Source organism: Oceanibacterium hippocampi (assembly GCF_900172325.1).
GTDB classification, from domain to species: domain Bacteria; phylum Pseudomonadota; class Alphaproteobacteria; order Sneathiellales; family Sneathiellaceae; genus Oceanibacterium; species Oceanibacterium hippocampi.
The window spans coordinates 212629-228993 of the sequence record NZ_FWFR01000001.1 but is presented as its reverse complement, the minus strand read 5'-3'; the positions used below and the strand labels follow the sequence as shown (position 1 = coordinate 228993).

General features: G+C 64.3%; 17 protein-coding genes. 15 read left to right on the top strand and 2 right to left on the bottom strand.

What is annotated here, in order from left to right; all coding sequences use genetic code 11:
* Positions 1–8: 8 nt before the first annotated feature.
* Positions 9–1229, bottom strand: coding sequence for a helix-turn-helix domain-containing protein (locus OCH7691_RS01025; RefSeq protein WP_085881571.1), 1221 nt, complete (start codon positions 1227–1229; stop codon positions 9–11).
* Between the two features lie 106 nt (positions 1230–1335).
* On the opposite strand from OCH7691_RS01025, the gene OCH7691_RS01020 reads away from it, so the two are divergent.
* Positions 1336–1638: a hypothetical protein gene (locus tag OCH7691_RS01020; RefSeq protein ID WP_085881570.1), complete on the top strand. Its 303-nt coding sequence runs from the start codon at positions 1336–1338 to the stop codon at positions 1636–1638.
* A 2-nt stretch (positions 1639–1640) separates the two neighbouring features.
* Positions 1641–2333: a DUF899 domain-containing protein gene (locus OCH7691_RS01015; protein ID WP_085881569.1), complete on the top strand. Its 693-nt coding sequence runs from the start codon at positions 1641–1643 to the stop codon at positions 2331–2333.
* Between the two features lie 70 nt (positions 2334–2403).
* On the opposite strand, the gene OCH7691_RS01010 is transcribed toward OCH7691_RS01015, so the two are convergent.
* Positions 2404–3324, bottom strand: a complete 921-nt coding sequence (locus tag OCH7691_RS01010; RefSeq protein WP_085881568.1) for a LysR family transcriptional regulator — start codon at positions 3322–3324, stop codon at positions 2404–2406.
* A 132-nt stretch (positions 3325–3456) separates the two neighbouring features.
* On the opposite strand from OCH7691_RS01010, the gene OCH7691_RS01005 reads away from it, so the two are divergent.
* The 13 genes from OCH7691_RS01005 (at position 3457) to OCH7691_RS00945 (ending at position 16302) form a co-directional block, all read left to right on the top strand.
* The gene (locus OCH7691_RS01005) at positions 3457–4278 is read left to right on the top strand and encodes a fumarylacetoacetate hydrolase family protein (protein WP_085881567.1); all 822 of its coding nucleotides are present in this window, start codon (positions 3457–3459) and stop codon (positions 4276–4278) included.
* Between the two features lie 52 nt (positions 4279–4330).
* Positions 4331–5350, top strand: coding sequence for an ornithine cyclodeaminase family protein (locus tag OCH7691_RS01000; RefSeq protein WP_085881566.1), 1020 nt, complete (start codon positions 4331–4333; stop codon positions 5348–5350).
* A gap of 23 nt (positions 5351–5373) precedes the next feature.
* The gene (locus tag OCH7691_RS00995) at positions 5374–6477 is read left to right on the top strand and encodes a cupin domain-containing protein (protein ID WP_085881565.1); all 1104 of its coding nucleotides are present in this window, start codon (positions 5374–5376) and stop codon (positions 6475–6477) included.
* Positions 6478–6498: 21 nt separating this feature from the next.
* Entirely contained in the window at positions 6499–7023 is a 525-nt protein-coding gene (locus tag OCH7691_RS00990; RefSeq protein WP_085883424.1) for an aromatic-ring-hydroxylating dioxygenase subunit beta, read from the top strand.
* Between the two features lie 47 nt (positions 7024–7070).
* Positions 7071–8309 (top strand): aromatic ring-hydroxylating dioxygenase subunit alpha, encoded by a 1239-nt coding sequence (locus tag OCH7691_RS00985; RefSeq protein ID WP_085881564.1) that lies wholly within the window; start codon positions 7071–7073, stop codon positions 8307–8309.
* Between the two features lie 127 nt (positions 8310–8436).
* Positions 8437–9606 (top strand): TRAP transporter substrate-binding protein, encoded by a 1170-nt coding sequence (locus tag OCH7691_RS00980; RefSeq protein ID WP_139839475.1) that lies wholly within the window; start codon positions 8437–8439, stop codon positions 9604–9606.
* An 82-nt stretch (positions 9607–9688) separates the two neighbouring features.
* The gene (locus tag OCH7691_RS00975; RefSeq protein WP_085881562.1) at positions 9689–10195 is read left to right on the top strand and encodes a TRAP transporter small permease; all 507 of its coding nucleotides are present in this window, start codon (positions 9689–9691) and stop codon (positions 10193–10195) included.
* A 3-nt stretch (positions 10196–10198) separates the two neighbouring features.
* Positions 10199–11497: a TRAP transporter large permease gene (locus OCH7691_RS00970; RefSeq protein ID WP_085881561.1), complete on the top strand. Its 1299-nt coding sequence runs from the start codon at positions 10199–10201 to the stop codon at positions 11495–11497.
* Between the two features lie 114 nt (positions 11498–11611).
* The gene (locus tag OCH7691_RS00965; protein ID WP_176244884.1) at positions 11612–12094 is read left to right on the top strand and encodes a carboxymuconolactone decarboxylase family protein; all 483 of its coding nucleotides are present in this window, start codon (positions 11612–11614) and stop codon (positions 12092–12094) included.
* A gap of 121 nt (positions 12095–12215) precedes the next feature.
* A complete protein-coding gene (dapA, locus tag OCH7691_RS00960) occupies positions 12216–13136 on the top strand; it encodes a 4-hydroxy-tetrahydrodipicolinate synthase (protein WP_085881559.1) in 921 nt (306 codons plus the stop codon).
* A gap of 94 nt (positions 13137–13230) precedes the next feature.
* On the top strand, positions 13231–13536 hold the full coding sequence (locus tag OCH7691_RS00955; RefSeq protein ID WP_085883423.1) for a non-heme iron oxygenase ferredoxin subunit: 306 nt from the start codon (positions 13231–13233) through the stop codon (positions 13534–13536).
* Between the two features lie 73 nt (positions 13537–13609).
* On the top strand, positions 13610–14851 hold the full coding sequence (locus tag OCH7691_RS00950) for an NAD(P)/FAD-dependent oxidoreductase (protein ID WP_176244883.1): 1242 nt from the start codon (positions 13610–13612) through the stop codon (positions 14849–14851).
* 356 nt (positions 14852–15207) lie between these two features.
* On the top strand, positions 15208–16302 hold the full coding sequence (locus tag OCH7691_RS00945) for a TRAP transporter substrate-binding protein (protein ID WP_085881557.1): 1095 nt from the start codon (positions 15208–15210) through the stop codon (positions 16300–16302).
* The last annotated feature ends 63 nt before the right edge of the window (positions 16303–16365 follow it).

The window sequence follows — 16365 nt, the reverse complement described above, 5'->3', positions numbered from 1 at the left end:
TCGGCATCCTAGCCGTTTGGCGGCGGCGCGGGGAGTAACAAGCTTGTCGGGAAACCGGGCACGCTCGGCATCGTCCAGCGGCAGGCGCGGCCCCGGCCGAAGGATTCGACCTTGTCGGCCCGCGCCAGGGCGTCGAGCGCGCGCAGGACGGTGCGCGGGCTGACGCCGAGTGCCTGCGCCAGCGCCGAGCTCGACCAGGCCTCGCCGTCGGCGAGCAGCGCGAGTATCTCCGCGTGATTGCCCTCGACCGGCGGCGCCAGTACGGCTATCGCAGACCGGCCATGGGGTCCCAGCAGGAAGCCGCGCCGCGTCGCGGTCAGGTCGGCAAGCGGCTGGAGCGCCTTGCGAAGCCGGCCAATCTCGACGCGGAGCCGCGCACGATGGGATTCGTCGGCCTGGCGGGCACGGAAGGCGCGCGCGAGTAGCGCTTCGCGTGACACGTCGCCGGGCCAGGCCTCGGCGAGCGTTCGCGCCAGCGCGAAGAGAACCGGGCGGCCGGAAAGCGGAATCAGCGTCGGGCCGGCGCGCACCACATGGCGGCAGGCATCGACGATCATGGTCGGCGATTGGAACAGGGCCTCGACCTCATCGAGCCTGGCCTGCCGCTCCCGCCCGTCGGCGATCAGGCGGCCGGCGGGCGCGTTCAACAGGCGTTCGGCCCGCTCGACCTCGGCCATCTGTGCCGGAATTCCGGCAACATTCGCCGCGCGTCGCGCCTGCCCGAGCGCCGCGCGCGCCGGCGCCGACCGGACGCGCCGCATTGCGATGCCGGCAGCGACCAGCGCGTGTCCCGCCCGTGATGCGGGCGGCAGCGCCCCGAGATCGATCCCGGCGAGCATCTGTTCGGCCGCGTCGAGTTGCCCGATCAGGAGACGATGCCGGGCCATGAGATAGGCGGCATGCGCCGCATTCGCCAGGTCGCCGGATGTCTCGAGCGTCGCCCGTGCCGTGCCCAGCGCCTGCAAGGGCTGGCCCAGGTCGCGCGAGACAAGTGCGATCTCGGCCTCGGCGACGGCGCAGCGCGCACGGGCCAACGGTTCCTCGGGACCGAAAGTTCGCGCCGCTCGGCGCAGCAGGTCACGGGCGCGGGCCAAGTCGCCGAGCTGCGCCATCGCGATGCCCCGCAAGGCCAGCGCCGGCGCATCGTTGCGAAGCGCGACCTGCTTCAATGCCGCCAGGGGATCGCCGGCGGCAAGCGCGCGGGCCGCGGCCGTGATCAGCGAGTCCACCGAAATCCCGTCACAATTGTCACTCTCGTCCTCGCTTCTCCGGCCTTACCTCTGTGCTGGTTTCGGCAGTGGCCGGAACAAGGCAACTTCGATCGGGAGCCGGAAAATGACGATATGCATCGCCGCCGGGACAAGAAAGGCGCAACGTCTGCATCAGGGCCGCCCGGGCGACTGGCTGACTCTGGCGGCCTCGCCGACCTTCTTGATGATGGCGTGGTTCTCCGCCAGTGAGGCGTCCGGCATGCCGCTTTGCGCTCCGACTTCCGGGTTTCCGCCAATCGGCGGCATGACCTGGATGTATCTGCTCATGAGCCTTTTCCACCTGTCGCCCTGGCTGAATCTCGTTTCCGGCCACCTGCGTACGATTGACCGCACCCAATCCCCCATTGCCCGTAAAGAAGGAGACTGATCATGCCCCATCCCGTCGTTTCCCGGGAAGAATGGCTCATCGCCCGCAAGACGCTTCTTGCCAGGGAGCGGGCGATGACCCACGCCCTCGATGAATTGCGCGCCGAGCGCCGTCAACTGCCCTGGGTCAGGGTCGAGAAGTCCTATGTCTTCAAGGGCCCGGACGGCGTACGCACGCTGGGTGACCTGTTTGGCAACCACAGCCAGCTCGCCGTCTATCATTTCATGCTGTCGCCGGGCTCGGAGCATATCTGCGAAGGATGCTCGTTCATCGCCGACCATGTCGACGCCGCGCGCCGGCATTTCGAGCAAGCCGATCTCGCCTTCGCCGCCGTCGCGCGGGCGCCGATCGAGCGGATCGAGGCGGTTAGGAGGCGCATGGGTTGGACCTTCCCTTGGGTCTCGGCGGGCGACAGCGACTTCAACTACGATTTCGGCGTGTCGTTCAACAGGGAGGACATCGCCGCCGGCCGGGCCATCTACAACTACGGCACGGTGATCCGGAACAGCGAGGACATGTTCGGGACGAGCATTTTCGCGAAGGACGAGGACGGCGCGATCTTCCACTGCTACTCGACCTATCATCGGGGCAACGAGTTGCTGATGGGGGCGTTCAACTGGCTCGACCTCGTGCCCAAGGGCCGCAACGAGACCGGCGGTACGATGAGTTGGCTGAAGCTGCACGACGAGTATTGAGGACGCCGGCGGCGGCTTTCGGGAGCCCGTCTTCCGAGAGCCGTCGTCGCTGACGACGCCGCGTTCGGCGTCAGGAACCGGGTTGTTCGTCCGGCCGTTCCCATGGCGGCAGTCCGTCGAATTCTGCCTGCATGAACTCGATGAAGCAGCGCGTTTTCATGGGCAGGAAGCGGCGTGTGGGGGTCACGATATAAAGGCCGTTCGGCGACGGTTCGTACCCCGCAAGAACCGGTTGCAGCGTGCCGCTGCGCAAGTCGCCGTTGATCAGCCAGGTTGGCAGCATGGCGACCCCCAGGCCGCGGATCGCCGCGTTTCGAATGACGTCCGGATTGTTGGCGACGAAATTGCCCTGAACCAGCACGTGCCGGGTCCGGCCATGCTCCCTGTAGGGCCATCGGTTCTGAGTCTGGCCGGTGGCTATCAGGCAGTTGTGGCTCTGCAGCTCCTGAGGCGTGGTCGGAATACCCTTCCTCGCGAGATAGTCGGGCGACGCACAGAATGCTCGCCTCGTCTCTGTCAGCATGATGGCGGTCAATGCCGGATCCGGTTCGGCCGCGATCCGGATGCCGACGTCGATCCCTTCATGGATCAGGTCGAAGTTCTCGTTGCTCAGCACGATGTCGAGGCGGATATGCGGATAGAGTTCCGCGAAGCGGGCGAGGCGGGACGATATGTGCCACAGCGACAGCACGGTCGGGGCGGTGACGCGCAGCGATCCCCGCGGCGCCGCGGTCCATTCGGATAGCGCGGATTCGGCGGATTCGACGTCCTCGAGGATCTGCGAACAACGGCGATAGAAGCTCTGGCCGATCTCGGTGACGGAAAGCTGGCGGGTGGTCCGGCTTATCAGCGTCACCTTCACCCGCTCCTCCAGCGCCGTCAGTGTCTTGCTGATGGTCGACGTCGAAATGTTCAGGCGCCGGCCAGCCTCCGAAAGGCTGCCCGCCTCGACGACAGCGCTGAAAATCCGCATCGCTTCGAACAGGTTCATTTTTTCCAAAACGAGAAAATTAAATTTCTAACTTAGCTATTTCCGAAATTGTAGCGGTTGGCTAGGCTCGGTCAACAACGACGAAACAACAGTCGAAAACGCTGTACTCAAGGCGGCAACAGGAGGAAGGCCATGCGACTGGCCAGTTATCGCGGCAACGGCCGAACCGGGTTCGCCCGGATCGAGGATCAAACGGCGATCCCGCTCGAGACAGCCGACATTCCCGACCTCAGGACCGCCCTCGGCCATGGCATTCCGACGCAGCCGAGCGGCGCGGCCATGCCGCTGGACGAGATCGAATTCCTGCCGCCAATCCCGACTGCGGACAAGATACTCTGTATCGGCCTCAACTACCGCAAGCATGCGGAAGAGGCCGGCATGGCGTTGCCGTCGCGTCCCTCGATATTCTGCCGGTTCAACGGCTCGCAGGTCGGCCACGGCGTTCCGGTTGTCGCACCGAATGCCAGTCCCGAATTCGACTTCGAGGGTGAACTGGCCGTGATCGTCGGCCGGGCCGGACGCAATATTACTGAAGCACGGGCGATGGACCACGTCGCGGGCTATGCCTGTTTCGCGGAGAATTCCGTACGCGACTTCCAGAAGCATGGAACCCAGGCGACGGCCGGAAAGAACTTTTCTGCCAGCGGCGCCTTCGGCCCGTGGTTGACGACCGCCGACGAGATCGCCGATCCACACGCCCTGATGCTCGAAAGCCGTTTGAACGGCGAGGTCATGCAGCGTGAAACGACGGCCGACATGATCTTCTCGATCCCGCAACTCATTGCCTACGTCTCGACATGGGCGGAACTCCTGCCCGGCGATGTCATCGTGACCGGGACGCCATCGGGCGTCGGCTTCACGCGGAAACCGCCGGTATTCATGAAGCCGGGCGACGTTTTCGAAGTCCAGATCGAGGGCGTCGGAACCCTCAGCAATCCCATCATCGCAGAATAATCCGGTCACCGACGGTCCCGGAAAGAAGACAAACAGGACAGGAGCAGAGCGCGTGTCGAACGACAACCTCATCTGGCTGAACGAGGCCGAGATCGCTGAACTCGTGGACCTCGACGACGCGATCGAAGCGTTGGAAACAGGGCTGGCGCTCGAGGCCAGGGAGCGTGCCTACAACGTGCCCAAGGCGCTTGGCGTCTGGGGCGACGGCAGCTCGATGCATGCGCTGGGTTCGATGTTCCCGAAGGACGGTTACGTCGGCTTCAAGACCTGGGCGAACACGAAGCGGGGCGCGACAGCGGTCTTCAACCTGTTCGACGCCGACAACGGTCGGTTGCTGGCGGCGATGGAGGCCGCCGTGCTCGGCCAGCTCCGCACCTCGGGAATAAGCGGTGTCGCGACGAGGAGAATGGCCGCCGAAGATGCCGATACCATGGCGCTGATCGGGACCGGGGCGCAGGCGATAACGCAGGTCGCCGCGGTGAACGCGGTCCGTCCGCTGAAATGCCTGAAGGTGTTCTCGCCGACGGCGGAGAAGCGCCAGGCCTTCGTTGCCAGGGCGCGTGAGGCATTCCCCTTCGCGATCGAGGAAGCAGGCTCGGTCGAGGCCTGCGTCGCCGATCAGCCGATCGTCACCACGATCACCCGGTCGAGCGACCCGTTCCTGACCGCGGACATGCTGGCCCGCGGCACCCATCTGAATGCCGTCGGCGCCATTCTTCCGCAAAAGGCCGAATTCACGCAGGACGTCTTCGATCGCGCCGATCTGGTGATCGTCGACAACCTGCCGAATGCCAAACTGGCATCCAGCGAATTCATCGATCGCTTCGAAAAGGGGCCCGGCGACTGGCAGAAGGTGCGCACGTTGAGCGCGGCGATTGTCGAGGGGCTGACGCGGCCGGCCACGGCCGATCTCTCGATCTTCAAGGCGATGGGCATGGGCATCTCGGATCTCTGCATCGCCAAGGCCGCGTATGAGCGGGCCGTCAAGCAGCGGCTCGGCCTGAAGATTCCATCGCCGGTCCGGGTTGCCCCGCAGTGGCGGCGGGCGACCGGTACGCAGGCGGCGCAGTAGCCCGCAGGACAGGAGCAATTCCGATGACTGAATTGAAGGCAAATTTCGTCGATGTCAGCAATGGCGAACGTCGCGAAAACGAGGAATGGCCTGCGCTCGTCGTCCCCAGGGCCGAGATCGACCGCGAGATCGAGCGCCTGGCCGATATCGACCGGCCGGCCCATGGGCGGCGCGCCTCGAAGGTCGTTCACCCCATGGCGCGGGTCGGGCAGGGGCTGGCGCCGGGAATCGACGTGACGATCAACGTCCTCAAGCCCGGCGAGGAAACGGCGCCAATCCGTCACAACTCCTCGCAGGTCACCATGTGTATTGCCGGTAGCGGCAAGGCACGGATCGGCGATCGCGACATCGCCTTCGGCCGGTACGATCTCTGGACCACGCCGGGCCTGGCAACCTATCGCTATCGCAACGACGGCCCGGACCTGCAGGTCTTCTTTTCCTATTCCAACGCGCCGCTGCTGGAACTGCTGGAAGTCCACTATGTGGAAGACGAGCCGAGCGTCCAGATTCCGGATGCGGCAGCGCCGGGGAACGATGCGGCCGGCAAGCGGGCCCGCGATTCCGCCGACGACATCCCGATCGGCAGCGATGGCGCGCGGCTGCGGGGTTACGAGTTTCTGATTGACCCCGACGTCGTTCCGAACCCGCCGCTGCTGTTTCCGTGGCAGGAGGTCGAAAGCCGGCTGAGCCGGGTCGCGGAACTCGGCAAGGATTATACCGGCCGGCGGCTCTACCTGCTCTACAACCCGGCGACACTCGGCCGCAATGGCACGACGCACAGTTTCTTCGCCACCATCGCGAAATATCCGCCGAACACCGTGGACCAGCCGCATCGCCATGCCTCTGCCGCGATCAACTACTACTTCGCGGGCAACGGTCGCAGCACCGTCGCAGGTCGCAAGTTCGTCTGGGAGGCGGGTGATCTGATGCTGTCCGCGCCAGGCTGGGCAGTGCATAACCACGCATCCCGGGACCAGGGTTTCTACGCCCTGACCGTCCAGGACCACCCGATGCATATCGCGGCCGACTCCCTCATCTGGCAGGAGACCCTGAAGGCACCGATCGTCAATCTCGGTTCCCAGTACGGCGCCCAGACCAACCGGGCCGAACTGGCGGCGGCGCGCTGACCGACGGTGGGGGGACGGGTCATGAAGGAGAACGTGACGAGGGTCTATCGCGGGCGGCAGTCCGAGAGCCGGGAGTTGCGGGATTTGCGCCGGGATCTCCGGGATTTCTATGAGGAATACACGCTCGCGATCGATGAGAACGAGCTGGAGACGTGGCTCGAATTCTTCACCGACGACGCTGTCTACAAGGCGATCTCCCGGGAAAACTGGGATCTGTCTCTGCCGCTCGCCACGATGTACTGCGACGGGATGGCGATGCTGAAAGACCGGGTCCAGGCGATCCGGGAGACCGCCGTCTTCGAACCCCGCTCGCAGCGCCATTTTGTCAGCGGCGTGCGACTTCGCGGAACGGAAGCCGATGGAACGATCCTCGTGCAGGCCAACTACCTGGTCACCGAGGCGCTGTCGAACCGTGACCCGGTGGTCTTCAGCGTGGGCCGCTACATCGACAGGGTCGTCCGGGACGACAGCGGCTTTCGGTTCCGGGAGCATTGCGCGGTTTACGACAATTACCGCGTCATCAACACGCTGGTCTGGCCGTTGTGATGCCGTCGTCGCGCCCGCATGCGACCGAGAGCAGGAGGCGATAAGCCATGAGTTCGCTTGTAGACAAATCCGCCGAGCGCCGCTGGCCGGCGGAAGGTTTCACCCGGATCCCGTACTGGGTCTACACCGACCAGGACGTTTTCGACCGCGAGATGGAGCGTCTGTTCTGGGGGGCGTCCTGGTGCTTCGTCGGGCTGTCCTGCGAAATCCCGAACCCGGGGGACTTCAAGCGCAGCTGGGTCGGCACCCGCCAGGTCGTCGTGACGCGGGACAAGGACGGCGTCGCGAACGTCCTGGAGAACCGGTGCGCGCACAAGGGGGCGCTGGTCTGCTGGCAGGATCGCGGTACCGCGAAGGACCTGATCTGCCCTTATCACCAGTGGAGCTACGACCTGAAGGGCAACCTGACCGGCGTGCCGCTGAAACGCGGGGCGCTCGGCAAGGGGGGTATGCCGCGTGACTTCGACAATTCCCGGCATGGCCTCCGCAAGCTGAAGGTTCACGAGCGCGGCGGTGTGATCTGGGCGAGCTACGATCCGGATGTTCCTGACTTCGAAAGCTATTGCGGGCCAGACGCGCTCCACTATGTCGACCGTCTTTTCCCCGGGCGCGAACTGGAGCTCCTCGGTTACAGCCGGCAGATCATTCCCTGCAATTGGAAGATGTACTTCGAGAATCTGAAGGACCCGTACCACGCCACCCTGCTGCACGCGTTCTTCATCACCTTCGGCCTCTGGCGGGCGGATTCGAAATCCCATTCATCGTGTGACGGGGACGGCCGGCACGGGGTGATGGTGTCGCGCAACGAAGGCAAGAAGACGACCGGCGCAACCAAGGAAATGGCGCGCTTCGCCGACAGCCTCGAGATGAACGACAAGGACAGCGTGACGCCGGCGCCGGAATTCGCAGACAGGGAGGTGGCCGGCATAACGCTGTTCCCGAGCGTCGTGCTGCAGCAACAGGCCAACACCCTCGCCATGCGGCACATCATTCCGAAAGGGCCGGGGCAGACGGAAATTTCCTGGCACTTCTTCGGCTATGCCGACGACACCCCCGAACTCCGCCGGCTGAGACTGCGACATGCCAACCTCATGGGGCCTTCCGGCTTCGTCTCCGTGGACGACAGCGAAGTGCTTGCCCAATGCCAGTTCGGCGCGTCGACGGCCGGCAATGCGGCGGCAGTCCTCGAAATGGGTGGCAAGGAAACGGAACCGCAGGACCACATGGTGACGGAAGTAATGATACGGGGCTTCTACAAGTTCTACCGCAAGGAAATGGGCTATTGATGGAAGTCGGCCTCTGAAATAGAGAGGCAACGTTGGCGTGTAGTTGTTTCTGTCGTCTTATCGAAGATTGTTCACTAGATTTCGACCCTGGAAATAATACTTCGATTTTCGGTCAGACGAATATTCAGTGTTCCGGCGCGGGGAGTCCGCTGATCTCTTCCGCGGCAACGATATAAACGCCCGCTGTGACGGACGTAAACGAGGGCGACGACAAGGCATGACGATGGAGCATCGCGCAAGCCGCCATGGCGGCTGGCCGACGCACCCAGAAAATGTTCCTGAAGCACAGGACCGCATCGGAGGAAACGAGATGAAATATGTGAACACAATTCTGGCGGCGGTGGGCGTGGCGATGCTCGCGGGGGCGCCGGCGCAGGCAACCGAGCTCAGCTTCCTCACAAGCTGGAACTCGAACTACCGTGGCACCGAAGGCATGGCCGAAGCCTATGTCGACCTGGTCACGAAAGCCTCCAACGGCAAGATAACCTTCCGCGTGGCCGGTCCGGAAACGGTTCCGCCGTTCGAGCAGCTCGAACCCGTTCAGGCCGGTGTTTTCGACATGCTGTTCACGCACACGGCCTACCATGCCGGCGCGACGACGATGAACATCGCCGTCGATGCCATGGTCAACGATCCGGCTCGGCGGCGCAGCGCCGGCGTTTTCGAGTTCGTCGACAAGCATTATCAGACGCTTGGCCTCAAGCTGCTATCCCTTCCGGCAAGCGGCGGCATCCATTTTCTCATGCGCGAAGGCCTGTCGCCGGCGGGTGACTTCGACGGCATGAAGATCCGCGGGACACCGCCGATCCATTCGACCATCAAGGCGCTGGGCGGTTCGCCGGTCGTGTTGCCCGGCGGCGAGATCTACACGTCACTGGAACGGGGCGTGGTCGACGGCGCCAACTGGCCGGTGCTGGGTGCCGTGGCCTTCAAGTGGTACGAGGTCGCGAAGGGTTTCACCCGGCCGGCGATCGGCAATACGACGCACCCGATCCTGATCAACCTCGATACCTGGAACGCGTTGTCCGCCGATGAACAGGCGATCCTCGCCGAGCAGGGCAAGCAGCTCGAACTGGATGTGCGCCAGCGGTTCGATGTCTGGGAAGCGGAAGAGGAAAAGAAGCTGGTCGAACTGGGCATGAAGCGCATCGATTTTGCCCCCGATGTCGCCGCTCGCGAGATCAAGGCGCAATCCGAGGGCTACTGGGCCATCGCGGGCAAGCGTGATCCGGACCTGACAGCCGAGCTGTACAAGATCGCCGCCGCGAACGACCTCCTGTTCGCCCCTGCCGAATGAGGCGGGAAATCCGTGTCGAGGGGCAACCCGCAACGGGCTGCCCCTCGATCGTCACGTGCACCTCACCGGGGGCGATGGGAACATGATCAGAGCGGTTCTGCGGGCGCATGACACGCTGACGGAATGGGGCACGCTGCTCGGTGCCGCGGCGCTTGGCGCAATCGCACTCGGCTACATCTTCGAGGTCACGTCGCGCTATTTCTTCAACAGCCCGACGACATGGGCCAGCGATCTGAGTGCCTACATGCTGTGCGTCGGCACCTTCCTGCTGGTTCCCCGCCTGGCCCGGACGCACAGCCATATCGCGATCGAGTTCCTGCAGGAATCGCTCGGGCCCCGGAGCCGCCGGCTCTCGCGGCTGTTCGTCTATTGCATCAGCTTCCTGGTGTGCCTGATCGGTGCATGGATCAGCCTCAACGAGAATTTCCGCCAGTTCGATCGCGGCCTCATGACGCTCGCCGCCAATCCGATCCCGAAATGGTGGATATCGGTCTTCATCACCTACGGCTTCGCCAGCACCGCCCTCTATTTTCTGCGCCATCTTGTGAGCCAGGCGATGGGACGCGGTCCCGAACAGCAGGTGGGCTGAGCGATGGACTGGACCCTTGTTCTGCCGGTCGGTTTCGCTGCCCTGTTCGCGCTTTTCATGTTCGGGGTCCCGGTATTTGTCGCGTTCTTCCTGATCAATATCGTCGGCACCTGGGTCCTGATCGGGACCCGCGGGTTCGGCATGTTCGCGAATTCGATCTTCGAGACCACGACCAGTGTCCCGCTGGTGACAATCCCGCTGTTCATCCTGCTCGGCGAAATCCTGTTCCGCTCCGGCACGATGGACGTGCTTTTCAACGCGGTCGACAAGCTCACCGGGCGGGTTCGCGGGCGCCAGTACCTGGTCGTCATCAATCTCTCGGTGCTGCTCGGCGCGCTGTCGGGGGCCGGCATGGCGGTCGCCGCGATGATGGGCCGCTCGGTGCTGCCGATCATGGTCAGCCGCGGCTACGACAAGACGATGTCATCGGGGCTCATCCTGGGAGGCTGCTCGCTGGCGCCGATCATTCCGCCCAGCATTCTGGTCATCATCATCGGCACGCTGTCGGACACCTCGATCGCGGCACTGCTGGTCGCGGGGATCATCCCCGGCATCCTGCTCGCCCTCATGTTCATTGCCTATGTCTATGGCCGCCTCAGCCTGCGTCGCGAACGCTACGACGACCGCGTCGATCCGTCGAGCCTGGGCGAGAAGGGCCGCGCCGTTCTGCAGATCCTGCCCTTCACCCTGATCATCTTCTCGGTCATGGGCTTCATCCTGATGGGCATCGCCACGCCGACCGAAGCGGCGGCGACCGGCGTCGGCGCGGCCGTGCTGGCGGCGGCCTTCAACCGCTGTCTCAACTTTGCGATGATCCGCGATTCACTTGTCAGCGCGGCCGGGATCAGCGCCATGATTCTCGTGATCATGGCAAGCTCGAAGATGTTCACGCAGCTGCTCGCCTACACGGGGGCGACGCGCGGCGTCATCGAGGCGGTGACGGCCACCTCGCTCGATCCGAGCGTCATGTTCCTGCTGATGATGCTGGCGCCGTTCATTCTCTGCATGTTCGTCGACCAGATCGCGCTGATGCTGGTGGTCATTCCGGTATACGCGCCGCTGCTTCCGATCCTCGGTTTCGACCCGGTCTGGTTCTGGACGATCTTTCTGCTGAACATCACCGTGGGCGGCATTACCCCGCCGTTCGGCTATGCGCTCTTTGCCCTGAAAGGGTCGACCGACCTGTTGTCGACAGCGGTTGTCTTTCGCAGCGCGTGGCCGGTCGTGCTGATCTTCCTCATCGCGATGACGCTGCTCTGGGCAGTCCCCAGGCTCATCACCTTCCTGCCGAGCTTGCTCTGAGCCCGGCCAACGCCCCAACAGGACGACCAAGCGAGGTTTCTCATGTCTGACGGTATCCGGCGGCTGGAGCTGGAACAATGCGACCGGGAACTGCAGGATTTCCTTCGGCCGACCGTGGAGCGGCTCGGCTATTTCGGGGAGTTCTTCCAGGTCGCCGGCCACGTGCCCGAATCGATAACGACCTTCATGAAGTTCACGGCGGCCGTGAAGGCGCCGCTGTCGGATCGGCAGAACGAGCTCCTCGCGCTGACCGTGTGCGCCGCGCTCGGCGGCGATTACGAACGCATCCAGCACGAACGGCTGTCCGTGCGGCTGGGACTCGACAAGGCATGGATTGCCGCCCTCACCGGTCGCGCCGACGCGGATGAAGACCTGCTGACGGACGAGGACAAGGCGTTGCGGAATCTCGCCCTTGCAGTCGTCGAACGTCGCGGCGTCGACGTTGATGCCGAACTGCGCGCTGTCCGCGCGTGTCTGGATGAGGAGAAGACCGTGGCGGCGATGCTGCAGATCACGCGCTTCTCGCTGATCGCTACTCTCAACAACGCCTTCGCAATGAAACTGCCGGTCCCGTCGATATTCGACGCAGAGGCCTGAACCGGCGCGGCCCGGCCCGCGATGAGCCCTTGCCAATCCATCGACGGTCGGCAGGGACGGAGCCGGGTGGTGGCGCAGGGGCATGTTCGTCAACTGAATTCAGCCCACAGGGGGATGCAAGATGCGTAGCCTTTCCAACGATTTCCTGCGGGGCAGCTACCCGCCACTGGTCACCCCGTTCGGCGCCGACGGCGCGGTCGATTACGACGCCTATGCGCGTCTGGTCGATTCGCAGATCCAGGCCGGGACACACGGCATCGTCATCAACGGAACCAGTGCGGAACCCTCGACCCTAACCGTCGACGAACGGAACAGGCTGGTCGACGTCGGCATCGATGCCGCCGCGGGACGCGTTCCGGTGGTCGCCGCGACCGGATCGCAGAGCTTTGTCGAGTCGGCCGAACTGACCGAGCATGCGACCAAAGCCGGTGCCGACGCGCTGCTGATCGTCACGCCCTACTATATCCGGCCGCCGCAGCGCGGGCTGACGGCCTACTACACGGAACTCTCCAAGCGTACCGACAAGCCCTGGATGATCTATCACATTCCCGGCCGGACAGCGGTCGCGGTAACGCTCGACACGCTGAAGGACGTTACCGCCGCGTCGGACGACTTTGTCGGCATTAAGCATGCGGTGAACGACCTGGCTCTCGTCAGCGAGATGTTGCAGACCTTCGGCGAGGAATTCCGGATTTTCGTCGGGCTGGAGGAACTGAGTTTTCCCATGCTGTGTCTCGGTGCGGCCGGCATGATGAACGCGGTCGCCAATGTCTGGCCAGAGGCGGTGGCGGATCTCTACGAGTCGGTTGCCGCGGGCGACCTGGCGCGGGGCCGCGCGCTTCACTACCGGCTGTGGGAACTGAACAAGGCGGTCTTCTTCGATACCAACCCGATCCCCGTCAAGAGCATGATGCGAAAGCTCGGCCTGTTGCCCCTGAACACGCACCGCCTGCCGATGATGCCGGCCGCGTCTGACCTCGAGCAGCGTCTCGACACCGTCCTGCAGCGCGCGGGGCTGCTGCGGGAGAATGCCGCCGAATAGGCCCGGGCGTGCAGCTTGCGATGTCGGCCGGCGGCGGTCGGCAGTAGGTTGCAGTATGTAGATTGAACGAAATGGCGAAGAAATCGAGGTGATGATGCCCTGGTGCAAGATTGGTACGAAGTCGGATCTCTCCGACGGGGAGGTGATGGGCGTGGAAGTCGAGGGCGTGCCGCTGGCCGTCTACAACGTGGACGGGGAGTTTTTCGCCACCCACAATATCTGCACCCATGCCTTCGCCCTTCTTTCCGACGGATATGTGGAGGACGGGAAGATCGAGTGCCCCCTGCATCAGGGGATCTTCGACATCCGTACGGGCAAGGCCGAAAGCGGCCCCGTCGAGGACGACGTTCGCACCTTCACGGTCAGGATCGAGGGTGACGACCTGCTGGTCGAAATCTAGATGACCGGCCACTTGCGCGGCGATACCGGGCCGGTCCGTCCGGTCCATGGGTAGCATGGCCACTCGAAGCGCCGTGATCGTCGGGGCCGGGCAAGCCGGCGCCCGCACGGCGGCCGCCTTGCGCAAGCAGGGCTGGCAGGACCGCATATTGCTGCTGGGCGACGAGCCCGATCCTCCCTATGAGCGCCCGCCACTGTCGAAGGACGTGCTGGCCGGATCGACCAGCCCGGAGAACGGCCGCATATACGGGCCGGAATGGTATGCCGACAACGCGATCGAACTGCGCACGTCGGCGCGGGTCGAGACGCTGGAAATCGGCGCTCGCAGAATTGTCAGCGGGGGAGGGAGCGCCGAGAATTTCGACATCCTGGTTCTGGCAACCGGATGCCGGGCGCGAACGGTCGATTGCCCCGGCACCGGGCTGGAAGGCGTGCTTTCCCTGCGTACCGCCCGCGACGCAAGGCGTCTTGAGCACCTGCTGGGTTCCGGCGGAGATGTTGTGCTGGTGGGGGGCGGTTTCATCGGCCTCGAGGTTGCCGCCAGCGCGGTTGCCAGGGGCTGTCGGGTCACCGTTCTGGAAACGCAGACCCAGCTTCTGGAGCGCGCCGTGTCGTCGCATGTTGCCGACCATCTTGCCCGTCGGCACCGGCATCGTGGCGTCGACATCCGGCTTGGCGCGCGTGTCGTCGCGTTCGAGGGCCGGATTGGTCGCCTCCGCGCCGTGCGACTGGCGGATGGCAGCTGTCTGCCCGCGGATGTGGCCGTGGTCGGCGTTGGCGGCATCCCCAATGTCGAACTGGCGCAGGCGGCTGGACTGTCCTGCGACACGGCAGGTGTGGGCGGGATCCTGACCGACAGTCACTGCCGGGTGGCGGACGATGTCTATGCGGTCGGCGACTGCGCGCGCTTCGATGATGCGTGGCTTGGCCGACCGGTACGCCTGGAATCGTGGGAGAACGCGGAACTGGCCCCGCAGGCGGCCGCGAAGGCGATCCTCGGCGCCCCGGAAGGTTATGGCGGCGTGCCTTGGTTCTGGACCGATCAGTACGACCTCAATCTGCAATTGCTCGGTCTGAAGCAACCCGTCGAGCGTGTCCTGGTACGTTGCGATCCGGAAAGCGGCAGCTTCCTGACTTTGGGCCTTAGCGAGGGGCGGATCGCGATGGCGGCCCTGTTCAATGCCGGTCGCGAACGTCGGCCCCTGAAGCAATTGATCGAGCTGCGCGCCATCGTGGATCCGAGAGCCCTTGCTGATCCGGACACACCGCTGAAACGGCTCGCGAAAGAGGCGGCGGCGAACGGGAAGCCGGACTGAGCGCCTGCCCGGCTGCTTTGTAACCGTTTCAATCTCGCGAACAGCCTGATTTTCGCACTCTCCGCGAAGATGCTTTGCGTTTCCCGGCATGCCGGGAAAGCGCGATCTTTGCGCTGGGTAGTGGACTGCTATGCCGCCATCGCCGAGACAATTTCGCAAGCGCCGGAAAGCGCCCGTGAGGACACATGTGCGCGCATTTTCAGCCCGCCGCGAAACTGCGGCGCGACCACGTTCCGCCTTTCGTTTGTGGTGGAAACAGTCGGGAATATTTGCATCTATTCCGTTGGGCTGAAACGCTCGCAAGCAAAGGGGTCGTTCTGACCCTGGCAAAAACAATCAGACAAAGGAGACCACCAGTGGATCGCCGTTCCTTTATTGTCAAGTCCGGTGCACTCGGCGTTGGCGCCGCAGCCGCTACCCTGGCGGCGCCTGCCATTGCCAAGGGCAACGTCACCTGGCGCATGGTCACCACCTGGCCCAAGAACTTCCCCGGCCTCGGCGTCGGCGCGCAGCGTCTGGCTGACCGCATCACCGCCGCCTCCGGTGGCCGCCTGACGGTTCAGGTCTATTCCGCCGGCGAACTGGTGCCGCCGCTGCAGTCGCTGGACGCGGTGATCGACGGTACGGCCGAGATGAGCCACGGCGCCGCCTATTACTGGCAGAACAAATCCCCGGCGCTCTCCTTCTTCACCGGCGTGCCCTATGGCATGACCTCGCGCGAGCTGACCGCCTGGGTCCGCTACATGGGCGGCCAGGAAATCTGGGACGAGATCTACGACCAGTTCGGCGTTCAGGGCTTTCTGTCCGGCGATACCGGCACGCAGGCCGGCGGCTGGTTCCGCAACGAGCTGACCGGCGTCGACAGCGTCAAGGGCCTGCGATTCCGCACGCCCGGCCTCGGCGGCCGCGTATGGGAGAAGCTCGGCGCGACCGTCACCAACCTGGCGGCCGGCGAGATCTTCCAGGCCCTGCAGTCGGGCACGCTCGACGCGGCCGAGTTCGTCGGGCCCTACAACGACCTGGCGCTCGGCTTCTACCAGGTGGCCAAGAACTACTATTTCCCGAGCTTCGTGGAGCCGGGCCTGGCAACCGAGCTGGTCGTCGACAAGAAGAAGTATCAGGAACTGCCGGCCGATCTCCAGGCGCTCATCAGGGACGTCGCGCAGGCGGAGTACGATCAGGTCGCTTCCGACTTCTATGCCAACGACCCGCGCGCGCTCAAGACGCTCGTGAACGATCACGGCGTCAACGTGCGGCAGTTCCCGGAGGAGATCCTGAAGGCCGGTGCCGACGCCGCGAAGGAGGTGATGACCAGCCTCCGCGATTCCGGCGACGCGCTGGTCAAGAAGACTGCCGAGAGCTTCGTCGAGTCGCTCAATATCGTGCGGACGCGTTCGCGCGATACCGACGGCGCCTTCGTTCAGGCGCGTGAGAAGTATTTCGACATCTGACCCTCAAGGCAGGGAATGGCGAAGCCCGGGCCTTGGCCCGGGCTTTTTCGTTCTGCCGGTGGC

What these genes read in the sequence shown, in the direction of transcription:
- OCH7691_RS00990 (WP_085883424.1), top strand. Translation starts at nt 6,499, where the DNA reads ATGAAGGAGAACGTGACGAGGGTCTATCGCGGGCGGCAGTCCGAGAGC.
- OCH7691_RS01005 (WP_085881567.1), top strand. Translation starts at nt 3,457, where the DNA reads ATGCGACTGGCCAGTTATCGCGGCAACGGCCGAACCGGGTTCGCCCGG.
- OCH7691_RS01015 (WP_085881569.1), top strand. Translation starts at nt 1,641, where the DNA reads ATGCCCCATCCCGTCGTTTCCCGGGAAGAATGGCTCATCGCCCGCAAG.
- OCH7691_RS01010 (WP_085881568.1), bottom strand. Translation starts at nt 3,324, where the DNA reads ATGAACCTGTTCGAAGCGATGCGGATTTTCAGCGCTGTCGTCGAGGCG.
- OCH7691_RS01020 (WP_085881570.1), top strand. Translation starts at nt 1,336, where the DNA reads ATGACGATATGCATCGCCGCCGGGACAAGAAAGGCGCAACGTCTGCAT.
- OCH7691_RS00970 (WP_085881561.1), top strand. Translation starts at nt 10,199, where the DNA reads ATGGACTGGACCCTTGTTCTGCCGGTCGGTTTCGCTGCCCTGTTCGCG.
- OCH7691_RS00975 (WP_085881562.1), top strand. Translation starts at nt 9,689, where the DNA reads ATGATCAGAGCGGTTCTGCGGGCGCATGACACGCTGACGGAATGGGGC.
- OCH7691_RS00955 (WP_085883423.1), top strand. Translation starts at nt 13,231, where the DNA reads ATGCCCTGGTGCAAGATTGGTACGAAGTCGGATCTCTCCGACGGGGAG.
- dapA (WP_085881559.1), top strand. Translation starts at nt 12,216, where the DNA reads ATGCGTAGCCTTTCCAACGATTTCCTGCGGGGCAGCTACCCGCCACTG.
- OCH7691_RS00995 (WP_085881565.1), top strand. Translation starts at nt 5,374, where the DNA reads ATGACTGAATTGAAGGCAAATTTCGTCGATGTCAGCAATGGCGAACGT.
- OCH7691_RS00985 (WP_085881564.1), top strand. Translation starts at nt 7,071, where the DNA reads ATGAGTTCGCTTGTAGACAAATCCGCCGAGCGCCGCTGGCCGGCGGAA.